Below are 22,499 nucleotides of genomic sequence, written 5' to 3'. Positions count from 1 at the left end.
GCCCGGCACGCACCGCGCGGGCGTGCAGGCATGTCCGCTTCGAAACACGCGACGGCCGGATCGGTTGCCGATTTCCCCGCTCAGGCGCGGGCGGCCCGCCTCAGGGCGTCGTTCAGCAGCGCCAGGAGGTCGCCGCCGGCATGGAGGAAGCCGTGGACGCCCGCCGCCGCGAGCGGTTCGGCGAGATCCGCCCCCGGCTTGCCCGCGAGGTAGATCGTCCCGGCGCCGGCCGCCGCCAGGGCCTTCGCCGCGGAGACGGCGCGGGCTTCGTAGACGGCGTCGGAGGAGCACAGGCAGGCGAGCGCCGCACCCGAGACCTTGAACGCCTCGGCGAGGCTCGCATCGTCGGGGAACCCGTCGTTGCTCAGCGCCTCGATGCCGCCGGCGGCGAAGGCGTTGGCGGCGAAGGTCGAGCGGGCGTTGAACACCGCGACCGGGCCGAGATTGGCCAAGAACACCTGCGGGCGCTTCCCGGTCTTGTCGAGGAAGCCGTCGGAGGCGTCGCGCAGGGCCTCGTAGGGCTCGGCGAGCCGCTGCGACGGCAGGGCGTCGCAGGCGACCGCCGTTCCGCTGCCGAAGCTCGCCGCCGGGGGGGCGGCGACGGGCGCCACGTCGAGCACCGCGACCGACTTCTCGGCGAGGTAGGGGAATTCGGTGGCGCCGGTCAGCGCCTCGCGCCGCGTCGCGACGTTCTTCGCCCGCGTCTCCCGGGTGATCTCGATCCGGCGCTGGAGCTTGCCGACGCTGAGCGAGGCGACGATGCCGCCCTCGCGCTCGATCGCCTGGAACGCCTCCCAGCCGGCCTCGGCCAGCTGCGCGGTCAGGCTCTCGAAGCCGCCGGCGCCGGCGGCCGGATCGGCGACGCGGGCGAGGTTCGATTCCTCGATCAGCACGATCTGGCTGTTGCGCGCCACCCGCCGGGCGAAGGCGTCGGGGAGACCCAGCGCCTGGGTGTAGGGCAGGGCGGTGACGGCGTCTGCGCCGCCGAGCCCGGCCCCGGTCGCCGCCATCGCGGTCCGCAGGATGTTCACGAAGGGGTCGCGCCGGGTCATCATCCGCCACGCGGTCTCGGCCTGGAGCCGCAGCGGCTTCGGAGCGAGCCCGCAGGCCTGCTCGATGCGGGCCCAGAGCCGGCGCATCGCCCGAAACTTCGCGATGGTGAGGAACTCGTCCGCGTCGGTCACGAGCAGGATCCCGACCGCGTCGCCGGCCCGTTCCAGCGACACCCCTTCCGCCTCCAGCGCCCGGAGATAGGTCACGGCCGTGGCGAGCACCGCACCCAGCTCGGCCGCCTCGCCGGCGCCGGCCTCGTGATAGGGCCTCCCGTCGGCCAGGAGCGCACGCCCGGTGAAGCCGGCGGCGTCGAAGTCCTTCACCGCCTGCCCGAGCTTCGGCGCGATCTCGGACCACACCGCCCCGAGGCTGCCCGAGGCGGCAAGCGTGCCCACCGGATCGATGCCGAGGTCGAGGTCGCAGGCCGACAGGTCCTCGCCGCGCGCCTTCGCCAGCTCGACCACGAGGCGGGCCGCCTCCAGCCCGAGCGGGCCGGCGTCGACGCGCAACCCGATCAGCGGCAGCATCACGCCGGCAAGCGCGGCTTCCAGCTCTTCGACCGTGCGTGCGGTCAGGCCGTAGCCGTGGGCCGCCAGCGCGCCGGAGAACACCAGGGTCAGCGCATCGGCGCCGCCTTCGAGGTCGGCCAGCGCCTGCCGGTTCGCCTGCTCGATCTCGGGATGGTCGACCCGCTGGGCGATGCGCCACGGGCCGGCCGCGCGGACCGGCTGCGGCACGGGCTCGGCCGCCTCGTAGAGCGGCTCGATGCGCAGGCCGTCCGCCGTCTTGGAGACGAGGCGCTTCTCGTAGTCGGCGCCCTTCAGAACGCCCTCGACGAGGCCGAGCCAGCGCGCGCGGGTCGCGGGCTCGAAGAGGTCGGCAAGCGGTCTGTCTTCCATCGCGGAGGGCCTTCAAACGGTGCCGGGATGCGGGTCTTTCGCCCGCTCTCCCCATCCGTCTGCCCTCGCACGGCCCCGCTGGCGAGGCAATCGACGGCGGCGACCGTATTTTTTATCCAAAGATGATCAGGCCGGCGAAGCCCGCCGAGCCGACGATGATGCGCCACCACGCGAACAGCCAGAAGCCGTGGCGGGAGACGTAGTCGAGCACCGTCCGCACCACGACGAGGGCCGAGACGAAGGCCACCACGAAGCCGATGACGATCAGCCCGACGTCGTCGCCGTTGAGGTTCTTGTAGTTGTCGAGCAGGTCCTTGGCGAAGGCGCCGGCCATGGTCGGCATCGCGAGGTAGAACGAGAACTCGGTGGCGGAGCGCTTGTCGGCGCCCATCAGCATCGCGCCGACGATGGTGGCGCCGGAGCGCGACACGCCCGGGATCATCGCCAGGCACTGAAAGATGCCGATCTTCAGGTCCATCGGCAGGGTGAAGTCGTAGACGTCGGTCTTCTTCACCTCGAGATCGGTGTCGTCCAGGACGAGCAGCACGAGCCCGCCCGCGACCAGGGTCGCGCAGACGATCCACGGGTTGAACAGGTAGGCCTTGATCACCTTCGAGAACAGGCCGCCGATGATCGCCGCCGGCAGGAAGGCGAGGAGGATGCCGAGCACGAACCGGCGCGCCTGCGGGTCGTTCGGCAGGGCGAACGCGATGCCGAGCAGCCGGCGGAAATACACCGCCAGGATCGCCAGGATCGCGCCGAGCTGGATCAGCACCTCGAAGGTGTTGTTGGGCGAGTGGAACCCGATGAAGTGCCCGACCAGGAGCTGGTGCCCGGTGGAGGAGACCGGGATGAACTCGGTCGCGCCCTCTACGACCGCGAGCACGACCGCCTTCGCGATGCTCATCGCATCCATCATCGCAGATCTCGCATCATCGCTGGTCTCGACCGTTCGCGCCGCGCCGGCCGGCGACCGGCCTGAGGAAGTGGAATCGCCGCCCGCGGCGGGACGCCCACAGGCTTCGCCGACGATGGTGAACGAGCGGTTACCGCGTTCCGTGCGGCGTGTTAATGAGGCGGCAACGATCGAGCAATCATGATCATCCCACGCTCGGTCCCGCGGGTGTCCCGTGCGGCGCGTCCCGCCGGCCCTTTTCAGTCCGACAACGGCCTCGATGGCGACGCTCTATCACTTTCCCTTCTGCGCCAACTCGCGCTTCATCCGCCTCGTCCTGGCCGAGATGGGCCTGGAGCCGAGCCTCGTCGAGGAGCGGCCCTGGGACAGGCGCGACGAGTTCCTGCTGATCAACCCGGCCGGCACCACGCCGGTGCTGATGGAGCAGGGCGGCCTGGTCGTGCCCGGCGGCGGCATCATCGCGGAATACCTCGACGAGACCCGCGGCCTCGGCCTCACCGGGCGCCGGCTGATGCCGGACCATCCGGCCGAGCGGGTCGAGGTGCGCCGGCTGATGGACTGGTTCCTGGTCAAGTTCGAGGCGGAGGTGACCGGCTACCTCGTGACCGAGAAGATCGCCAAGCGCTTCATGACCAGCGCCACCGGCGGCGGCCCGCCGGACATGAACGCGATCCGCGCCGCCCGCACCAACGTCCGCTACCACCTGAAGTACATCGGCTACCTGATGGCGCGGCGCCGCTGGATCGCCGGCGACCACCTGACCTATGCCGACCTCGCCGCCGCGGCGCATCTGAGCTGCGTCGACTACCTCGGCGACGTGCCGTGGGACGAGGACGAGACGGCGCGCGACTGGTACGCCCGCGTGAAATCGCGGCCCTCCTTCCGCGCGCTGCTCGCCGACCGGGTCGCGGGCATGCCGCCGGCCGGGCATTACGCGGACCTGGATTTCTGACCGACCGCCGCATCTTCGCAGGCCGGGACCTGCGCCGCCTCGTCGAGGCCCGCGCCCGCCACCTGGGCTTCTGCGACCTGCAGGTCACCCGCCCGGAGGCGGTGCCGGAATTGCCCGGACGCCTCGCCGCGTGGCTGGGCGAGGGCGCCCACGGCACGATGGGCTGGATGGAAGACCGCGCCGACCAGCGTGCATCGCCCAAAACCCTGTGGCCGGGGGTGCGCAGCATCATCGTGCTCGCCACGAACTACGGACCGGAGACCGACCCGCTCGATCTGCTCGCGAAGAAGGATCGCGGCGCGATCGCGGCCTACGCCCAGCGCCGCGACTATCACGAGGTGGTGAAGGGCCGGCTGAAGGAGCTCGGCGGCTACCTCTCGGCCAAGGGCGACGTGCGGGTGAAGGTGTTCTGCGACACCGCCCCGGTGATGGAGAAGCCCCTGGCCGCGGCGGCCGGCCTCGGCTGGCAGGGCAAGCACACGGTGCTGCTGTCGCGCGATCACGGCAACTGGCTGCTGCTCGGCGCGATCTACACCTCGGCCGACTTGGAGCCGGACGCGCCCGAGCCCGACCATTGCGGCTCGTGCCGCGCCTGCCTCGACATCTGCCCGACCAACGCCTTCCCGGGCCCCTACCGGCTCGATGCGCGCCGCTGCATCTCCTACCTGACGATCGAGCATGCCGGCCCGATCGCCGCGGAGTTCCGCACCGCCATCGGCAACCGGGTGTTCGGCTGCGACGACTGCCTCGCCGTTTGCCCCTGGAACAAGTTCGCCCGCGTCGCGCAGGACGCGCGCATGGCCGCCGATCCCGGCCTCGACGCGCCGCCGCTGGCCGAGCTCGCCGCCCTCGACGACGCCGCCTTCCGCAGGCGCTTCGCCGGGACGCCGGTGAAGCGCACCGGCCGCGACCGCTTCCTGCGCAACGTCCTCATCGCCGTCGGCAACTCGGGAGACCCGGCGCTGGCGTCCTCCGCCGTGCAGAACCTCGCGGACCCGGCCGCGATCGTGCGGGGCATGGCGGTCTGGGCCTGCGGCAGGCTTCTCGGCGCCGCGGCCTGCCGTCCCCTTTACGAACGCCACGGGCTCGGCGAGACCGATCCGGACGTTCGGGCCGAGTGGCGTGCCGCGCTCGACCCGCCCGCGGAGATGCCATCATGACCCTGTTCGTCTTCGGCCTCGGCTTCTCGGCCCGGCGTTTCTCGGAATGCGCGCGCGGCCGGTTTCCCCAGATCGTCGCGACGGTGACCGAGCCGGACAAGGCCCGCGCGATCGAAGCGGAGACCGGACTGTCGATGAGGGCCTTCGGCCCCGAGGCCGACGACCCGCGCATCCCCGCCGACCTCGCGGCGGCCAACGCGCTGCTCGTCTCGGTCCCGCCCGACCGCGACGGCGACCCGGTGCTGCGGCGGTTCCGCGACGACATCGCCCGGAGCCGGATCGGCTGGATCGGCTACCTCTCGACGATCGGCGTCTACGGCGACCAGGGCGGCTCCTGGATCGACGAGACCGCGCCGGCGACGCCGAAGAGCGCGCGCTCGCAAGGGCGGCTGGCCGTCGAGAACGCGTGGCGGGCGCTCGGCGCCGAGACCGGCAAGGCGGTGCAGGTGTTCCGGCTGTCGGGCATCTACGGCCCGGGCCGCAACCCGATCGTGAAGCTGCGCGACGGCCGATCCCAGCGCATCGTCAAGGCGGGGCAGGTCTTCAACCGCATCCACATCGACGACATCGCCACGACGCTGCTCGCCTCGCTCGACCGGCCGCGCAACGGCGCGGTCTACAACGTCACCGACGACGAGCCGGCGCCACCCCAGACCGTCACGGAATACGCCGCGGCGCTCACCGGCCTGCCCCTCCCGCCGGAGGTCGACTTCGAGACCGCCGACCTCTCGCCGATGGCACGCAGCTTCTACGGCGAGAACAAGCGCGTGCGGAACCGCCTGATCCGCGCGGAACTCGGCGTCGACCTCGCCTTCCCGACCTATCGCGAGGGGCTGCAGGCCTTGAAGGACGAGGCGGCCGGCTGACGGAGCTGGCCCACCGTCACGGGCGCGGCGGCACGTGCGCGTCGAGCCAGGCGGCCAGCCATGCGGCCACGTCGAGGCTGTTCCTGTCCTGCATCAGCATGTGCGAGTTGCACGCCATGCCGACGTCGGGCAGCAGGACCAGCTCCGCCATGCCGCCGGCCTTGTTGGCGGCCTCGACGAAGGCGCGGCAGAGCTTCAGCCGCGGGGCCCAGCGCGGCACGCGCTCGACGTAGTCGCCCCACAGCACGAGGATCGGCAGGTCCCTGTAGGGTGCCAGGTCGTCCTTGGCGGGATCGGGGCAGGCGGCCGGCTCGATCGCCACGAGGCCGCGGATGCCGGCGCGATCGAGCGCGGCGGTCTGGAACGGGTAGATGCCCGATTGCGAGTGGCTGATCAGGATCGCGCCGTCGAGCCCGGTTTTCTCGATCGTCTTGGCCAGCTCGGACAAGGCCGGCACGGTCGGGTTCGGGGTCGGCAGGGTCGCGGCCCAGTCGGCGACCATCTGCTTCCAGAACTCGGCCTGCGCCTCCAGCGGGAACTGCATCCCGGGAAACACCTCCGGATATTTCGGGCCGAAGCGGAAGATCGCCCAGGCCGGCTCCTGGCCGGCCGACACCACCGGCGGCAGCGTCTCGGGCGCCGCCTGGCCGGTCTTCACCGCGTTGATCCTGGACGGGTCCACCGCCGAGCGGCCGCGACCGGCCTGGTCGATCACGTAGGTCGGGAACCCGGCGCGGACGAAGAACTCGTCCCAGCCCATGCGCCCGTCCGGCGTCGTCTCCCAGGTCTTGCCCGTGAGGCAGCAGCCGTGGATCAAGACGATCGCCGGGCGCTTGGCCTCCACCGGGATCTGGTAGCGCACGTAGACCTGGTCGACGCTGATCGTGCCCGAGGGCGCGTAGGCCGGCAGCGTCGAGAGGGTGTCGGAGGCGACGCTGCGGCCGCCGACGAAGAAGCTGCCCTGCCGGGCGATCGTCAGCGGCCCTGCGGGCTCGGCCGCCGCGGCGGGCAGGGCGAGCAGGCTCCCGATCAGGGCGATGGCGGCGAGACGCCGCCGCGGCGGCGTCGTGTTGTCCTCGGACATGCGGTTCCCGGTTCCCCGCGGCGCCGTCTCCCGTGGCGCCGCAGCCGGAACCTAGCACCGCCGCGCCCGCCGGCATCAACCGGAAGGTGCGGCGGCGCGACGATCAGGCCGAGAGTTCACGCTCGACGCGGGCCGCGGCCTCGGCCGGCACGTCGAGCGCCTCGGCCAGCATCTTGAGGAACTGGCGCTCCTGCATCGTGTCGAGGTCGATCGCCAGGGCCGCGGCGGCGTAGATCCGGGCGGCGGCGTCGGAATCGTCGACCGCGTCGGCGATCTCGTCGATCTCGGCCGGGTTGGCGAGCTCGCGCTCGAGCCAGGCGCGCCCGTCGCGATCGATGCCGGCCGCCGCGACGGCCTCGTCGAGCCGGCGCCGCTCGGCCGCGTCGACCAGGCCGTCGGCCACGGTCGCCGCCACCATCGCGCGCAGCATCAGGCGCGCCTCGTCCTCCGGCACGTCCTGGAACGCCGCCGTCTGGGCCACGTCCGGCTTGCCGCCGCGCAGCGCCCGGAAGGCGAGGCCGCCGATCAGCGCGAGGCCGCCCAGGGCCGCGCCGGCCAGGGCGCCGCCGCGCGCCTTGACGAGGGCGTCGACGATCGACTTCGCGTCGACGGACTCCTTGGGATCGACGGGCAATTTGGCGTCGGCGGTTTTGTTCAGATCGGGCATCGCGGGCTACTCCGAACGCGGGCGGGGATCGGACCGGCAACGACCGGACGGGGCCAAGGTTCATCGGCATCTTCCGTCGCGCCGGTGGCGGTTGCCGGATTCGGGCGCGGCGGCGATAGAGGGCGGCACCAGCCGATGGCGCTCCTTCCCCGTCCCCTAAGCCGAGAGGCCATGACGACAGCCGCACGATCCAAGAGACCGAGCCTGCCTCTGCGGGACGCCGAGCGCGCCAGGCGCCTCGCGGCCGTGGCGGCAACCGCGTTGCGGCTCGAGCTCGACACCTACCCCAAGCCCGGCCTCGTCAGCCGCGTCGACAGCGGCAGCCATGCCGACATGGACGCCGCCACCTTCGCGGCGAGCACGGCGGCGATCGAGCCCTACCTCGCCGACCTCGCGGCCGCCGGCGCCCAGGAGGCGACGATGCCGGCGCTGCGCCGCATCGGCATCGCGGCCGAGGCGGCGATGCGCGCGGCGACCGGGGGCGTGAACACCCATCGCGGCGCGATCTTCGGCCTCGGGCTGCTCTGCGCGGCCGCCGGGTCGTTCACCGGCGAGACGATCCCCGCCGGAGGGCTCGGCGTCCGGATCCGCCAACGCTACGGCGACGCCATCCTCGACGGCCCGGTCCTGCTGCGCGCCCCCGGAGCCGAGGCCCGGCGCCGCCACGGGGTCGGCGGCGCGCCGCACGAGGCGGCCTCCGGCTTCCCCCACCTCTACGGGGTCGGCCTACCGGCCCTCGACCGCGGCCGGCGCCTGCGGCCGGACGATCCGGAGGCGGCGCGTGCCGAGGCCTGCCTCGCGCTCATCGCCACTTTGGAGGACACGAACCTGCTGCATCGCGGCGGCGAGGCCGGCTACGCCTTCGCCCGCGACGCCGCCGCCGGCTTCATCACGGCCGGCGGCGTCGGCCGGTCGGATTGGCGCGCCGCGGCGGAGGACCTCCACCGCGCCTTCGTCGCGCGCAACCTCAGCCCCGGCGGCGCGGCCGACCTGCTGGCGATGACGCTGTTCGTGGACGCGATCGAGGCGCCGCGCCCATGACGCTGGCGATCCTCTGCTCGGGGCAGGGCGCCCAGCATCCCGGAATGTTCGATCTCACCGCCGACCTGCCGGCGGCGCAGGCTGTGTTCACGGCGGCGCGGCCGCTGCTCGGGGCCGACCCGCGCGACCTCGCACGCGCCGGCGGCGAGGCCCTGAACGAGAACCGCACCGGGCAGATCCTGTGCTGCGTCGCGGCGCTCGCCGCCTGGACCCTCGTCTCGGAGGCGGCGCCCGGCCGCCGGATCGTCGCCGGCTACAGCATCGGCGACTTGGCCGCCTGGGGCTGCGCCGGACGCTTCTCGGCCGAGACCGTGCTGGCGCTCGCCGCGGCCCGAGCCGAGGCGATGGATGCGGCCTCCGGCTCGGGGTACGGCCTCGCCGGCATCCGCGGCCTGCCGCAGGCGCGGGTCGCGGCGATGGCGACCGCGCAGGGCTGCCACCTCGCGATCCGGAACGCGCCCGACAGCGTCGTGATCGGCGGAGCGGTCGGCGGATTGGGGGCCGTCCGCCGCGACGCCCTCGCGGCCGGCGCGCAGCGCGCGGTGCTGCTTCCGGTGCGGACGCCGTCGCACACCCCGCTCCTCGCGGACGCCGCCGCCCGCTTCCGCAAAACCCTGCGCGAGGCTCTTCCTGACAAGCCGGCGCGCACGGCGCCCCGTCTGGTCAGCGGGCTCGACGGCAGCACCGTGTTCGATGCCGCGGCCGGGCTCGACAAGCTGGCGCGCCAGATCGCCACCACGATCGATTGGGCGGCCTGCCTCGACGCCTGCCGGGAATACGGCGCCACCACCGTGCTCGAGCTCGGCCCCGGCCACGCGCTCGCGACGATGGCCGCCGCGGCGCTCCCCGACGCGCGGGTGCGGGCGCTGGAGGATTTCCGTTCCGCGGCGGGCGTGACGGAGTGGCTCTCGGCCTAGGGAACGCTGCGCCCGAAGCGCTCTCCCTCCCCCCGCGGAGGGGGGGGAGGGGGAACGTGAAGCTGGGCGCCGGAGCGTTCAGTGGGCCCGGCAGCCCGGTGCCCGGCGGGCCAGCGCGCCCGAACCCGTCACGAATCGAGGGCGTCGGCCTCGTCGATGTCGAGGAGGAAGACGATGTCGGCTTCGTCCTCGTCGTCCTCGCCCTCTTCGGTGGTGGCGTCGTTGGCGGCGGCGTGGCGCGGATCGTCCTCGAAGTCGCCCTCGCCGTCGTCCTCCGCCAGCGCGTCCTCGAAGATCTCGATCTCGTCCTCGCTGGCGGCGCGGATCTTGAGCTCCGAGGTGCCGTTCCAGAGCGGCGCGCCGTCGCTCGTCATCTTCTGGATGTCTTCCTTGAAGCCGTCGCAGGTGAAGAGGTCGCGCGCGGTCTCCTCGTCGCCGTTGATGACCGCCACGGCTTTGCCCTCGATCTCGAGCGTGAACATCGCTGACTTCCCTCTGGTTACCGTGGTTGCGGAAGGCCCCGCATCCGGGCCGTTCGCGCCTGCGCCGCAAGAAAGCTCTGGAACTTCCGCGCACCGCTCTCAATCCGGTCGCGGGGATGCTGTAGGGGGGAACGGTACACCCGCCAACCCCGAATTATCGCGCCGTCCGAGCCCTCCGCGGTCCGCCTCCTGCTTGGACCCGGCGACGGCATGGCGTGGCCGGCGCCGGCCCAGGAAAGAAGGATCATCCCGGATGCGGATCAGGCTCGGCTGCGAGATGCGCTACGCCTTCCCCTATCCCGTGCCGATGGTGGTGATGCTCAACCTGCATCCCTCCTGCGCCGACGCCCTCGAGGCCCCCGATGCGATCGTCACCCATCCCGAGGTGCCGGTCGAGACGTACCGGGACAGTTTCGGCAACCTGTGCGGTCGCCTGATCGCGCCGGCCGGCGCGTTCACCATCGGCACCGACGGGGTCGTCGCCGACGACGGGTTGCCCGATCCCGCCGAGCGGGACGCCGAGCAGCACCGCGTCGAGGACCTGCCGGCCGAGACCCTGCTTTTCCTGCTGCCGAGCCGCTACTGCGAATCCGACCTGCTCGCCGACGAGGCCTGGCGGCTGTTCGGCGACGTGCCGCCCGGCTGGGCCAGGGTGCAGGCGGTGTGCGACTTCGTCCACGCCCACCTCGCCTTCGGCTACGAGTTCGCCCACCGCGACCGCACCGCGCTCGACGCCTACCAGGGCGGGCGCGGGGTCTGCCGCGACTTCACCCATCTCGCGGTGGCGTTCTGCCGGGCGCTGAACCTGCCGACCCGGTACTGCACCGGCTACATCAGCTTCATCGGCGAGCCCGAGCCGCATCCGGCGGGCGACTTCTGCGCCTGGATGGAGGTCTATCTCGGTGGGCGCTGGCACGTGTTCGACCCGCGCAACAACGCGCCGCGCATCGGCCGGGTGATGGTCGCCTACGGGCGCGACGCCGCCGACGTGCCGCTGACCCACACCTTCGGCCCGAACCCGCTGGTCGGCTTCCGGGTCTGGGCCGACGCCGTCGCGGTGATCGACCACCTCGACGCGGAGGCCGCCGAGGAGCCGGAGGAGCCGCTGCCGCCGCAGACCATGACGACCCGGATGGGGTGAGGAGCGTTCATTCTTGGTCTCATGGGTCGGGACCGATGAGGCCCGGCGGACGCCCGCCGCCCTGCGGTCGCGGGGGCCGGATCACGATCCGGGCTCAGGCCCCGCTGCCGCCGCGCGAGATCGCGCGCTTGACCACGCCCTGCACCTCGGGGTTCGAGAGGAACAGGTCGTGGTTGATCAGGCCGCCGCCGTAATCCGAGGCGTCGGCGACGCGCACGCCCAGCGCCTCCAGGCGGTCGCGGTCGGCGGCGCCGGCGCGCACGACGCCGCCGGCGATGGCGCCGGAGAGCTCGAGCGCGCGGTCGTTGGTCGACGAGATCACCGTGATCTTGTGCACGTCCGCGCCGAGCTTGGCGACGCTGCCCGTGAACAGGTCGATGTCGATGTCGGGGGCGGCGAGCACCACGGCACCGATCCGATTCATCGCCGCGTCGCCGGCCTCGGCGCGCAGCATCCGCAGGGTCTCCAGCGTCAGCAGCGTCCCCATCGAGTGGGCGACGATGTTGATCCTGCCCGCGCTCTGGGTCGCCGCGAGGGCCTTCAGCAGGTCCTCGAACGCGTCGCGCGACCACAGCGCGCTCTCCCGGTCGTAGCCGTAATCGAAGGTCGCGGCGGCCGACGGCCAGGTGAACAGGCCGGAGACGCCGCGGAAGCGGATGCCGTCCGAGAGTCGGGCCGCGCTGACGGCGGCCGACTCGAACGATTCGCGGTAGCCGTGGACGTAGATCAGCACGTCGCGGCCGAGGGCGGCCTCCGCGAAGGCGTTGGCCGCGCCGGGGCCGGTCTCGACCTTCGGCACCGCGCCGATGGTCCAGTCACCGGAGATCACCGACGAGACCTTGCCGAGTAGCGACCGGTCGGGCGGGGACAGCCGCACCTCGGCGAAGCTCAGGCCGCGTCCGCGCTCGGCGTTGAAGTAGGGGGGCTTGGGCGGGCTGCCGACGGGCTTGCGCGTGGTGGCGACGAGCAGGACCGGCATCACGTCGAGGGCCGACTGCCTCTCGGGCAGCGCGACCGTCCCGGTCGAGAGGCTGTCCGTGACGCAGCCCCCGAGGGACGGCGCCAGCACGGCGGCCCCCCCGAGGGCACCGAGTCGGACGAAGGCGCGGCGGGTCGGAGGCTGGCGCAGCATGATCTCGGGTCTGTCCGGCACGAGGGGAGACGGCGATGTGTCCGGCTCCGAGACCTAGCCTGTGCCGCAGGATCATGACCATGGCAGGGCGTAAGCGTGACCGTTCGTCCGGTGGATTGCGGGCATCCGGCGCGGCGGCCGGGAGCCTCCTCCTGAACGGCGGCGGCGTACGGCGGTCGGAAGGGCAGGGGGATGTCTAGGGCAGGGGGATGCCTCACGATCGGAAAAGGACCCGCCGTGTTCACAGCGCGAAACCCTTTCGATCGCCAGGTCGTCACCGGCGCGTCGCGCGATCGGCCTGGCCACCGCCGCCTCCGTCCTGTCCGGCACCGGCGGCGCTGATGCCGGGATCGCGATCGGCGCGGGCCGACCCGGTCCGTGCCCCTCGACGAACGCCGCCCGCCCCGGCATGAAGGGCGGATGACGCCTCCTTCCCTCGACATCGATGCGCTCCGCACGCGGCTGCTCGCCGGCGACCGGGCCGCGCTCGCCCGCGCCATCACCCTCGCCGAGTCGAAGCGGGCCGATCACCGGGCGCTGGCGCGGGACCTGATCGACGCGGTTCTGCCGCAGACCGGGCAGGCGATCCGCGTCGGCATCACCGGGGTGCCCGGGGTCGGCAAGTCGACGACGATCGACGCGCTCGGCGCCAACCTGACGGCTGCCGGCCACAAGGTGGCGGTGCTGGCGGTCGACCCGTCCTCGACGCGCACCGGCGGCTCGATCCTCGGCGACAAGACCCGGATGGCCCGCCTCGCCCTCGATCCCAACGCCTTCATCCGTCCGTCGCCCTCGTCGGGTACGCTCGGCGGCGTCGCGGCCAAGACCCGCGAGACCATGCTGCTGTGCGAGGCGGCCGGGTTCGACGTGATCCTGGTCGAGACGGTGGGCGTCGGCCAGTCCGAGACGGCGGTGGCGGACCTGACTGACTTCTTCCTGGTGCTGATGCTGCCGGGTGCCGGCGACGAGCTGCAGGGCATCAAGAAGGGCATCCTCGAGCTCGCCGACATGATCGCGGTCAACAAGGCCGACGACGGCGAGGCGGAGCGGCGCGCCAACGCCGCGGCCGGCGAGTACCGCGCGGCGCTCCACATCCTGACGCCGGCCTCCGCCACCTGGACGCCGCCGGTGGTCACCATCTCGGGCTTCCACAACCTGCGCCTCGACGCGATGTGGGACCGCGTCGTCGACCACCGCCAGAAGCTTACCGCCACCGGCGAGATCGCGAGGAAGCGCCGCGAGCAGGACGTGAAGTGGATGTGGGCGCTCGTCCACGAGCGCCTGCACCAGCGCCTCGTCGGCACGCCGGAGGTGCGCAAGCAGACGGCGGAGGCGGAAGGCCGCGTCGCGCAGGGCGAAGCCTCGCCGGCCGCGGGCGCGGCCGCCATCGCCGAGCTGATCGGGCTTTGAGCCTGGCGGCTTCCAGCGGATCGCCGGTTCTTCTGATCACCGGGTTCGGCCCGTTTCCCGGCATGCCGCGCAACCCGAGCGCGGCGCTGGCGCGCCGCCTCGAAAGGTCGAGCCGCCTCAGGTCGGCCTTCGGTCGCGCCCTGCGGGTGCGGGTGCTGGACACCACCTACGACGCGATCGGCACGCAGCTCGTGCCGACGCTGGCGCAGGCGCCCGCGGCGGTGCTGATGCTCGGCGTCGCCTCCCGGGCCAAGCGCATCCGCGTGGAGGCGCGGGCCTGCAACCGGGCGAGCCGGTTCTACCCCGATGCGTCGGGGCGCCCGTCCGCCCACCTCACCCTCGATCCGGACGGGCCGCCGGCCCGCCGTGCCTTCGTCGCGCCCCAGGCCCTGGCGATCCTGCGCCGGCACGGGCTGGCGGCGGGGCGCTCGCGCGATGCCGGGCGCTACCTCTGCAACGCCAGCTACTTCCGCGCCCTGGCCGAGCCCTGCCCGGTGCTGTTCGTCCACATCCCGCCGGCGGCAGCGGTGAGGCGGCCCCGCGACGCGGCGCGCCCGCGGCACGGTCGACCCGATCCCGCGGCGCAGGCGCGGGCGCTCACGGAGGTGGCCTTGTTCCTTTGCGTTCGGGGACGGGCGGCCGCGTCGAAGCGGTGATGCTGCCTCGAATGTCTCACGTCGCCGCCGCGTCGCTCACCCCAGATCCTGCAGGTGCCGCGCCGCGATCACCGAGGCGGCGGTGCGGTTCTCGACGCCGAGCTTGGCGTAGATGCCCTCCAGGTGCTTCGTCACCGTGCGCGGGCTCAGCCCCAGGATCTCGCCGATGTCGCGGCTCGACTTGCCGCGCGAGAGCCAGAGCAGCACCTCCGCCTCGCGGCCGGTGACGCGAAGCCGATCGCGCAGGCGGTCCAGGCCCGCGGCGGTGTCGTCGCGCGAGAGGCGCAGCAGGATCTCGTCGCCGGTCCGGCCGATGAAGCTGAGGACGTGGGCGCGGCTCTCGCGGTCGCGCAGGCTCAAGGGCGCCGCCGCGCCGCCGTCCAGGGCGTCGTGCAGCCAGGCGCGGCTCGTCGCCGGCAGGGCGAGCGACGCGCCGGGATCGGCCGCGAGGTCGGCGAGCAGGCGCGCGGCCTGCGGCGTGCACCAGGCCACCGCGCCGGCCGCGTCCACGGCGAACAGCGTGCGGCCCGCGGTGTCGAGGGCCGCACGCGCGCTCTGGGCGGCGCGGGCGCTCGCCAGGTGGACGCGGATGCGGGCGAGGATCTCGTCCGGCGCGATCGGCTTGGTCACGTAGTCGACGCCGCCGGCGCCCAGCCCCTTCACGATGTGCTCGGTCTCGGTGAGCCCGGTCATGAAGATCACCGGCACGTGCGCGACCTGCGGCTTCGCCTTGAGGCGGCGGCAGGTCTCGAACCCGTCCATGCCCGGCATCATCGCGTCGAGCAGGATCACGTCGGGGGTGATCTCGTCGACCAGCGCCAGGGCGAGGTCGCCCGCCACCGCCACGAGCACGGTGGCCCCGGAGCGCTCGATCGCCTCGGTGAGGAAGCTCAGGGTGTCGGGGGAATCGTCGACGACGAGGACGATGTCGCGCTGCGGCTCAGGCATCCGAGGCGAGGCCTTCCCGATCCACCGTCCGCTCCACGGCCTGCTCGGACATCTCCTGGAGGATGCGCAGGTAGCGCCGCATGTCGAAATCCGCCACGAGGCCGCGCATCTCCGCCACGAAGGCGCCCGGCACGCGCGCATCCTGCGCCATCTCGGCGAGCTTGGCCTCGATGCCGCGGATGTGACCGATTCGGCCGAGGCGCAGCAGGTCGCCGACCTGCTCCGGCGACGGCCCGGCGGTCGCCTCCGGCGGCGGCGTGCCCGGGGCCGGCGGCGGCTCGGGCTCGGGTTCCTGCGTGCCCATCCATTCCAGGCCGAGCAGCTGCGTGATCCGCTCGAGGAAGTCGCGCAGGTCGAAGGGCTTCGCGATGATCGCGTCGTGCGGGGCGTCGTCGCCGCGGATCGGGCTGATCTCGTGGACGTTGGCCGACATCATCGCGATCCGCCCGGAAAACCCGGTCTCGCGCAGCCGCTTGGCGACCGCCCAGCCCGAGAGCCCCGGCATCGCGATGTCGAGGAGCAGCAGGTCGGGCCGATCCGCCTGCGCCGCGGCGAGGCATGCCGCCCCGTCGGCGGCCTCGATCACGACGAGGCCTTCCGGCTCGAGGATCTCGCGCATCAGCGCGCGGTGGCCGGCATCGTCGTCGGCGACCAACACCGTCCGCCGGGCGCCGCCGTAGGCCCGGGCCGGGACGGCCAGCGGAAGCGGCGTCGGCGCGGGGCGCGAGACCGAGGCCAGCATCAGGCGGAAGCGGAAGGCGGTGCCGCGGCCGAGCTCGCTCGTCACCGAGATCTCGCCGCCCATCACCTGCGCCAGCAGGTTGGCGATGGTGAGCCCGAGCCCGGTCCCCGGCGTGCCGGCGGCGGCCGGCGTCGCGCCGCGCTCGAACGGCTCGAAGATCCGCTCGAGGTCGGCCTCGGGGATGCCGGGCCCGGTGTCGCGGATCGTGAACACCGCCACCTGGCTGCGGTAGCTGAGGTCGAGCGCGACGTGGCCGCTCTGCGTGAACTTGATCGCGTTCGAGAGCAGGTTGAGCAGCACCTGCCGCAGGCGCTTCTCGTCGGTGGCGACCACCGCGGGCAGGATCTCGGGCCGGGTGAAGCGGAAGTCGAGGCCCGCGGCCTGCGCCTGCAGCCGCACCATGTCGACGATCTGGTCGAGCACGTCGGCGATGCGGATCTCGTCGCGGTGGATCTGCAGGCGGCCCGCCTCCATCCGCGAGATGTCGAGGAGGCCGTCGATCAGGCCCGACAAGTGCTGCGCGCTGCGCCGGATCACCCGGATGCCGTTCTGGCGCGCGGGCGGGATCGCGACGTCGCCTTCGAGCAGCTGCGCGTAGCCGAGCACCGCGCTGAGCGGCGTGCGCAGCTCGTGGCTGATGCCGACGACGTAGCGGCTCTTGGCGAGGTTGGCGGCTTCCGCCGTCTCCTTGGCCGCCTGGAGCTTGGCGTCGGTGACCTTGTGCGCCTCGATCTCGGCCTCGAGCAGCGCGGTCTGGCGCCGGGTCTCGGCCTGCGCGACGCGGCGGCTCTCGTGGGCCAGCACGAACAGCCAGGCGACGACGCCGAGGATGACGATCAGGATGAAGAACACGCTGGTCAGCGCCGCCCGCAACGCCGCGCGGTGCTCGGGATGCTCCAGCGTCGCCCCGGCATGGACGATGCCGAGGATCAGGCCGACCACGGCGATTAGCGTCAGCATCAGGGCGAGGTAGCGCCCGAGCGGCGCGCCGATCCAGGCCGCGGTGCGTGCCGGCACGATCCGGCCGAGCGCGCCTTGCGCCTGCGCCTCCAGCTTGCCGTGCGGCTTGCACAGGTCTCCGCAGCGGGCGTCGAGCGAGCAGCACAGCGAGCAGATCGGCCCGTCATAGGCCGGGCAATGGGCCATGTCCTCGCCCTCGAACGGCAGCTCGCAGACCCGGCAGGCGATCTCGCAGTCCCCCCAGTCGGCCTTCGGCGTCCGGGCGAGGTAGTAGCGCCCGCCCGTCCCCCAGGCGATCAGCGGCGCCGCCGCGAACGCGACGCCGAGCGCCAGCAGCGGCGCGAACGGTTGCAGGGCGTGCCCGAGCAGGCCGGCATGGGCGAGGTAGCCGGCGAGCAGCGCCAGCGTCATCGCCCCGGTGCCCACCGGGTTGACGGCGTAGAGGTGCGCGCGCTTGAACTCGATGCCGGGCGGCGACAGGCCGAGCGGCTTGTTGACCGCGAGATCCGACGCCAGCGCCCCGACCCAGGCCGAGACCACGACCGCGTAGAGCGGCAGCGTGCTGGCGATGGTCTTGTCGATGCCGAGCTCCATCAAGAGCAGCGCGATGGCGACGTTGAACACCAGCCACACGACGCGGCCGGGATGGCTGTGGGTGAGCCGCGAGAAGAAGTTCGACCACGCGATCGAGCCCGCATAGGCGTTGGTCAGGTTGATCTTGAGCTGCGAGACCACGACGAAGCCGGTCATCAGGAGCAGCGCGGCCTCCCGCGAGGGCGTGACGTAGCCGAAGGCGACCGCGTACATCCGCGTCGGGTCGGCGGCGTTCTCCGGCGCGACGCCGTGCGCCATCGCCAGCACCGCGAGGAAGGCGCCGAGCAGGATCTTGAGCATCCCCGGCACGATCCAGCCGGCGCCGGCCGCCAGCACCGCCGCCCACCAGCGCCGGTCGATCCGCCCCGCCTGCCGCCCCTTCGCCTCCGGCACGAAGCGCAGGAAGTCGACCTGCTCGCCGACCTGCGCCAGCAGCGCCAGCAGCACGCCGACGGCGAGGCCGAAGCGGGCCGCGTCGAGCCCGGTGCCCGCGCCCGGGGCGAGGCCGGGGAAGGCGAGCAGCGCCGCGAGCGGCGCGTCGCCCTTCCAGGCGATGCAGGCCAGCGGCAGCAGGTTGAGGCCGATCCACAAGGGTTGGGTCCCGATCTGGAACCGGCTGATCAGGCGGATGCCGTAGACGACGAGCGGGATCACGATCGCGGCGCAGGCGAGATAGCCGATCCACAGCGGCAGGCCGAAGCAGAGCTGCAGCGCCAAGGCCATGATCGCGGCTTCGATGGCGAAGAACAGGAACGTGAAGCTCGCATAGATCAGCGAGGTCACGGTCGAGCCGAGATAGCCGAAGCCGGCCCCGCGGGTGAGCAGGTCCATGTCGACGCCGTAGCGGGCGGCGTAGATCGTGATCGGCGCGGCGGTGGCGAAGATCAGCACGCCGACGACGAGGACGGCGGCCAGCGTGTTGGGGAAGCCGGTGGCCAGGACCAGCGTGCCGCCGATAGCCTCCAGCGCCAGGAACGAGAGCGAGCCGAGCGCCGTCTGCGCCACCTGGAACGCGGACCAGCGCCGCGCCTTCTTGGCGGTGAAGCGCAGCGCGTAATCCTCCAGCGTCTCGTCGGCGACGAGGCGGTTGTAGTCCCGGCGGATCGGGATGATGTGCTGGCGCCCGCTCATGGCGTGGTGGTCGGTCCCGAATCGTCCCCGGACGGCGTGGCCCGCGGACCGTGCGGCATCGATAGGCCGGATCGGCGCGGGATACGCAAAAATCGTGCGCCGCCCGCGCGGTTCGCGGGGGGCCGACAGCATTGAATTCGCGGGGCCGCGACGGCATATCGCCACCGCATCCGCGCCCCGGGTCCTGCGGGATCGGGCGCCGCGCGGACCTGTCCTGATGCGCTGCCCGACGACGAACCGACGTCCACTTCGTCCGGCGGCGCCTTGTGAAGTGGAGCGACGAACGTGAGCGAGACGGTGGAGCGGCACGAATTCGGTGCCGAAGTCGGGCGGCTGCTGGATCTCGTGGTCCACGCCCTCTATTCCGACCGCGAGATCTTCCTGCGGGAGCTGGTGGCCAACGCCGCCGACGCGATGGACCGCCGCCGGTTCGAGGCGCTGACCTCGGCGGCGAGCGCGCTGCCCGCCGACGCGAAGGTGCGGATCACCCCCGACAAGCCGGCGCGCACGCTGACGGTCTCGGATGCCGGCATCGGCATGAGCAAGGAGGACCTCGCCTCCAACCTCGGCACCATCGCGCGCTCGGGCACGCGGGCCTTCTCGCAGACGCTGGCGGAGGCCAAGCCCGACGAGAAGCCGAGCCTGATCGGCCAGTTCGGCGTCGGCTTCTACTCGGCCTTCATGGTCGCCGACCGGGTCACCGTCACCTCGCGCCGCGCGGGCACCGACGAGGCCTGGACCTGGGCCTCGGAGGGCCAGGGCAGCTACACGCTCGAGCCGGCGACCCGCGAGGAACCCGGCACCACGATCGTGATGCACCTGAAGGAGGACGCCGACGAGTACCTGGAGAGCTACCGGCTCGACCACCTCGTGCGCAAATGGGCCGACTTCATCACCGTGCCGATCGCCATCGTCGAGGACGGCAAGGAGGAATCGGCCAACCAGGGCACCGCGCTCTGGCGCAAGCCGAAATCCGAGATCACGCCGGAGCAGTACGAGGAGTTCTACCGCTCGGTCGGGATGAACTTCGACAAGCCGTGGGCGACGCTGCACTGGCGCGCCGAGGGCGCGCTCGAGTTCTCGGCGCTGCTGTTCGTGCCCGGGATGAAGCCGTTCCAGGCGGTCGAGGGCGAGCGCGAGAGCAAGGTTCGCCTGCATGTCCGGCGCATGTTCATCACCGACGACGCCAAGCTGCTGCCGTCCTGGCTGCGCTTCGTGCAGGGCGTGGTCGACACCGAGGACCTGCCGCTCAACGTCTCGCGCGAGATGCTGCAGACCACGCCGGCGCTGGCCAAGATCCGCCGCGCCGTCACCGGCCGGGTGCTCTCCGAGCTGACGAGCCGGGCCAAGGACGCCGAGGGCTACCAGGCCTTCTGGAAGAATTTCGGGCCGGTGGTGAAGGAGGGCATCTACGAGGACCACGAACGCCGGGCCGAGATCGCGCCGCTGCTGCGCTTCAAGTCCTCCGCGGTCGAGGGCTGGACCGGGCTCGCCGACTACGTCGCCCGGATGAAGGACGGCCAGGAGGCGATCTACTACCTCGTCGCCGACGACGCCGACGCGCTCGCGCGCTCGCCCCAGCTCGAAGGCTTCCGCGCCCGCGGGCTCGAGGTGCTGCTGCTCTCCGACCACGTCGACGCGTTCTGGCCCGAGCAGCTCGCGCGCTTCGAGGAGAAGCCGCTGCGCTCGGTGACGCAGGGCGCCCTCGACCTCTCGAAATTCGCCGGCGACGGCGAGGCTGCCGAGCCCCCGGCCGGGATCGAGGGCCTCGTCGCGAAGATCAAGGCGGCCTTGTCCGAGGACGTCTCGGACGTGCGTGCCACCGACCGCCTCGTCGACAGCGCCGTGGTGCTGGCCGCCGGCGGCAGCGGCCCCGACCTCCAGATGCAGCGCCTGCTGCGCCGGGCGGGCCGCGCCGCCGGCGGCGGCAAGCCGATCCTGGAGATCAACCCGCGCCACCCGCTGATCCGCGCGCTGGCCGAAGGCCCGGAGGACGCCGTCGCCCCGGCCGCCGGCACCCTCCTCGACCTCGCCCGCATCCAGGACGGCGACACCCCGCGCGACCCGGTCGCCTTCGCCCAGGTCGTCGCGGCGGCGCTCGCCGCGAAAGCCTGAGGCGCACGGCGACCTTCGCCGGCGACGACGATCGAAAGATCGCATTCCGGCTTGTGATCCGGCGATGCTTCATGCTAGGCACCGCCGGTCTCGACGAGGCACCTCGCGGAGAGGTGGCAGAGCGGTTGATTGTACCGCACTCGAAATGCGGCATGGGTGCAAGCCCATCGGGGGTTCGAATCCCCCCCTCTCCGCCACGGCCCCATTCGCAGCTATTCGCTGTCATCCACTAAGCCACACAGATCGCTACAAGTTCTGCAACCTGCCGTTCGCGGCGGGTCGCTGGCGTTTGCGCAAATTCACGCTTACGATGTCAGTAGAAGTGTGGGTAGCTATGACGTGCAAGGTAAGCTGACAGCACTTGGCGTAGCTCGCCTGAAGACCCCCGGCATGTATGGGGACGGCGGCGGCTTGTGGCTTCAGGTCTCCGGCAAGGGGGCCAAAAGCTGGATCTTCCGGTTCACCCTCGACGGCAAGGCTCGGGCTATGGGCCTCGGGTCGGCCAACACCTTTTCCCTGGTCGAGGCTCGCGACCGGGCGCGGGAGTGTCGGAAGTTGACGGCCGAGCGTCTGGACCCGATCGAAGCTCGGGCCGGACGCCGACAAGAGGCTGCAATCGAGGCAGCCCGTGCCATCACTTTCCGCACGTGCGCCGCCGGCTACATCGAGGCGCACCGTGCCGGGTGGCGCAACATCAAGCACGCCGCGCAGTGGACGGCGACGCTCGAAGCTTATGCTTATCCAGCCTTCGGCGATCTGCCGGTGCAAGCCGTCGATACCGGCCTGGTGATGCAGGCCCTCGAACCGATCTGGTCAGCGAAGCCTGAGACCGCCACTCGGGTGCGGGGTCGGATCGAGTCGGTGCTGGATTGGGCGACGACGCGCGGCTACCGGCGCGGCGAGAACCCGGCTCGATGGAAGGGCCACCTGCAGAACCTTCTCCCGAAGCGATCGAAGGTACAGCGTGTCGAGCATCATGCCGCGCTGCCATTCGTCGATGTGCCAACCTTTATGGCCGACCTTGCCAGTCGAGACGCCGTCGCCGCCCGCGCGTTGGCGTTCGCGATCTTGACCGCTGCGCGAACGGGCGAGGTCATTGGCGCACGCTGGTCGGAGATCGACTTGGATACCCGGACGTGGACCGTGCCGGCTGATCGGATGAAGGGCGGCCGTGAGCACCGCGTACCGCTTTCTGACCCAGCGGTGGTGCTTCTGAAGCAGATGCAGACGATCGGCGACGCCGGCTTCGTTTTCCCCGGTGCCCGACGAGGCAAGCCGATGAGTGGCATGGGCATGCTGATGCTGCTGCGTCGCATGGGTCGGGCGGACATCACCGCGCACGGCTTCCGGTCGTCGTTCCGCGATTGGGCTTCCGAGACCACGCACTTCCCGTCTGAGGTGGTCGAGATGGCGCTGGCTCACACCGTCGAGTCCAAGGTCGAGCGGGCATACCGTCGGGGGGATCTATTCGAAAAGCGGCGCGAGCTTATGCGGACATGGGCGGTGTATTGTGTCGGATGACCGGATAGATCTTTCGGAAGCTTACCGCCTTCTGCTGTTCATAGAGAAAGACGAATTGCTCGTCCAAAGGCTGCTTGTTCCACTGCTATGGAACGGCTCGCTGCCTTGCGTA

At 72.1% G+C, this 22,499-nt stretch carries 19 protein-coding genes and 1 tRNA gene; 12 read left to right on the top strand and 8 right to left on the bottom strand.

Annotated features, from left to right (window positions below):
• Positions 1 to 80: 80 nt before the first annotated feature.
• Together FV227_RS06130 and FV227_RS06125 are read right to left on the bottom strand one after the other, a co-directional pair.
• Entirely contained in the window at positions 81 to 1,952 is a 1,872-nt protein-coding gene (locus FV227_RS06130) for a methylmalonyl-CoA mutase subunit beta (RefSeq protein WP_147858550.1), read from the bottom strand.
• A gap of 112 nt (positions 1,953 to 2,064) precedes the next feature.
• Entirely contained in the window at positions 2,065 to 2,868 is an 804-nt protein-coding gene (locus FV227_RS06125) for an undecaprenyl-diphosphate phosphatase (protein ID WP_147727639.1), read from the bottom strand.
• Between FV227_RS06125 and FV227_RS28865 the strand changes: the two genes are divergently transcribed.
• The 4 genes from FV227_RS28865 (at position 2,852) to FV227_RS06110 (ending at position 5,846) form a co-directional block, all read left to right on the top strand.
• A complete protein-coding gene (locus FV227_RS28865; protein ID WP_147895768.1) occupies positions 2,852 to 3,052 on the top strand; it encodes a hypothetical protein in 201 nt (66 codons plus the stop codon). The genes FV227_RS06125 and FV227_RS28865 overlap by 17 nt on opposite strands.
• A 75-nt stretch (positions 3,053 to 3,127) precedes the next feature.
• Positions 3,128 to 3,820 carry a glutathione S-transferase family protein gene (locus tag FV227_RS06120; protein WP_147727635.1) on the top strand — a complete coding sequence of 231 codons (693 nt, stop codon included), beginning with the start codon at positions 3,128 to 3,130 and terminating at the stop codon, positions 3,818 to 3,820.
• 29 nt (positions 3,821 to 3,849) lie between these two features.
• Entirely contained in the window at positions 3,850 to 4,980 is a 1,131-nt protein-coding gene (gene queG, locus FV227_RS06115; RefSeq protein WP_147727640.1) for a tRNA epoxyqueuosine(34) reductase QueG, read from the top strand.
• Complete coding sequence (locus FV227_RS06110; RefSeq protein WP_147727636.1) at positions 4,977 to 5,846, top strand: SDR family oxidoreductase; 870 nt, start codon at positions 4,977 to 4,979, stop codon at positions 5,844 to 5,846. The genes queG and FV227_RS06110 overlap by 4 nt, the downstream gene beginning before the upstream one ends.
• Before the next feature lie 16 nt (positions 5,847 to 5,862).
• On the opposite strand, the gene FV227_RS06105 is transcribed toward FV227_RS06110, so the two are convergent.
• Positions 5,863 to 6,930 (bottom strand): esterase, encoded by a 1,068-nt coding sequence (locus FV227_RS06105; RefSeq protein ID WP_147727637.1) that lies wholly within the window; start codon positions 6,928 to 6,930, stop codon positions 5,863 to 5,865.
• A 103-nt stretch (positions 6,931 to 7,033) separates the two neighbouring features.
• Positions 7,034 to 7,597 carry a DUF533 domain-containing protein gene (locus tag FV227_RS06100; RefSeq protein WP_147858549.1) on the bottom strand — a complete coding sequence of 188 codons (564 nt, stop codon included), beginning with the start codon at positions 7,595 to 7,597 and terminating at the stop codon, positions 7,034 to 7,036.
• Between the two features lie 171 nt (positions 7,598 to 7,768).
• Here FV227_RS06100 and mdcB point away from each other — a divergent pair, with 171 nt between their 5' ends.
• Together mdcB and FV227_RS06090 are read left to right on the top strand one after the other, a co-directional pair.
• Positions 7,769 to 8,638: a triphosphoribosyl-dephospho-CoA synthase MdcB gene (gene mdcB, locus FV227_RS06095; protein WP_147858548.1), complete on the top strand. Its 870-nt coding sequence runs from the start codon at positions 7,769 to 7,771 to the stop codon at positions 8,636 to 8,638.
• Positions 8,635 to 9,555, top strand: a complete 921-nt coding sequence (locus tag FV227_RS06090) for an acyltransferase domain-containing protein (protein WP_147843401.1) — start codon at positions 8,635 to 8,637, stop codon at positions 9,553 to 9,555. The genes mdcB and FV227_RS06090 overlap by 4 nt, the downstream gene beginning before the upstream one ends.
• Before the next feature lie 128 nt (positions 9,556 to 9,683).
• Here FV227_RS06090 and FV227_RS06085 read toward each other — a convergent pair whose 3' ends face one another.
• Complete coding sequence (locus FV227_RS06085; RefSeq protein WP_147728881.1) at positions 9,684 to 10,037, bottom strand: hypothetical protein; 354 nt, start codon at positions 10,035 to 10,037, stop codon at positions 9,684 to 9,686.
• A 253-nt stretch (positions 10,038 to 10,290) separates the two neighbouring features.
• On the opposite strand from FV227_RS06085, the gene FV227_RS06080 reads away from it, so the two are divergent.
• Complete coding sequence (locus FV227_RS06080) at positions 10,291 to 11,178, top strand: transglutaminase family protein (RefSeq protein ID WP_147728880.1); 888 nt, start codon at positions 10,291 to 10,293, stop codon at positions 11,176 to 11,178.
• A 94-nt stretch (positions 11,179 to 11,272) separates the two neighbouring features.
• Here FV227_RS06080 and FV227_RS06075 read toward each other — a convergent pair whose 3' ends face one another.
• Positions 11,273 to 12,310, bottom strand: coding sequence for an alpha/beta hydrolase (locus FV227_RS06075; protein WP_147728879.1), 1,038 nt, complete (start codon positions 12,308 to 12,310; stop codon positions 11,273 to 11,275).
• A gap of 420 nt (positions 12,311 to 12,730) precedes the next feature.
• On the opposite strand from FV227_RS06075, the gene meaB reads away from it, so the two are divergent.
• On the top strand, positions 12,731 to 13,720 hold the full coding sequence (gene meaB, locus FV227_RS06070) for a methylmalonyl Co-A mutase-associated GTPase MeaB (RefSeq protein WP_147843398.1): 990 nt from the start codon (positions 12,731 to 12,733) through the stop codon (positions 13,718 to 13,720).
• Positions 13,717 to 14,376 (top strand): peptidase C15, encoded by a 660-nt coding sequence (locus FV227_RS06065; protein ID WP_246686540.1) that lies wholly within the window; start codon positions 13,717 to 13,719, stop codon positions 14,374 to 14,376. Before meaB ends, FV227_RS06065 begins: the two co-directional genes overlap by 4 nt.
• Positions 14,377 to 14,412: 36 nt before the next feature.
• Here the strand turns inward: FV227_RS06065 and FV227_RS06060 are convergent, their stop codons facing one another.
• Together FV227_RS06060 and FV227_RS06055 are read right to left on the bottom strand one after the other, a co-directional pair.
• Positions 14,413 to 15,324, bottom strand: a complete 912-nt coding sequence (locus tag FV227_RS06060) for a response regulator transcription factor (protein ID WP_147858547.1) — start codon at positions 15,322 to 15,324, stop codon at positions 14,413 to 14,415.
• Positions 15,317 to 18,751 (bottom strand): ATP-binding protein, encoded by a 3,435-nt coding sequence (locus FV227_RS06055; RefSeq protein WP_147858546.1) that lies wholly within the window; start codon positions 18,749 to 18,751, stop codon positions 15,317 to 15,319. Before FV227_RS06055 ends, FV227_RS06060 begins: the two co-directional genes overlap by 8 nt.
• Positions 18,752 to 19,036: 285 nt before the next feature.
• On the opposite strand from FV227_RS06055, the gene htpG reads away from it, so the two are divergent.
• The 3 genes from htpG to FV227_RS06040 all read left to right on the top strand — a co-directional run bounded on the left by htpG (position 19,037) and on the right by FV227_RS06040 (position 22,387).
• Positions 19,037 to 20,866: a molecular chaperone HtpG gene (gene htpG, locus FV227_RS06050; protein ID WP_147727727.1), complete on the top strand. Its 1,830-nt coding sequence runs from the start codon at positions 19,037 to 19,039 to the stop codon at positions 20,864 to 20,866.
• Positions 20,867 to 20,973: 107 nt separating this feature from the next.
• Positions 20,974 to 21,063 (top strand) — tRNA-Ser (locus tag FV227_RS06045).
• A 127-nt stretch (positions 21,064 to 21,190) separates the two neighbouring features.
• The gene (locus FV227_RS06040; protein WP_281406234.1) at positions 21,191 to 22,387 is read left to right on the top strand and encodes a site-specific integrase; all 1,197 of its coding nucleotides are present in this window, start codon (positions 21,191 to 21,193) and stop codon (positions 22,385 to 22,387) included.
• The last annotated feature ends 112 nt before the right edge of the window (positions 22,388 to 22,499 follow it).

It is taken from the genome of Methylobacterium sp. WL119 (assembly GCF_008039875.1).
In the GTDB taxonomy this organism is placed as follows: Bacteria; Pseudomonadota; Alphaproteobacteria; order Rhizobiales; family Beijerinckiaceae; genus Methylobacterium.
This window is presented reverse-complemented; position numbering and strand designations above follow the sequence as displayed.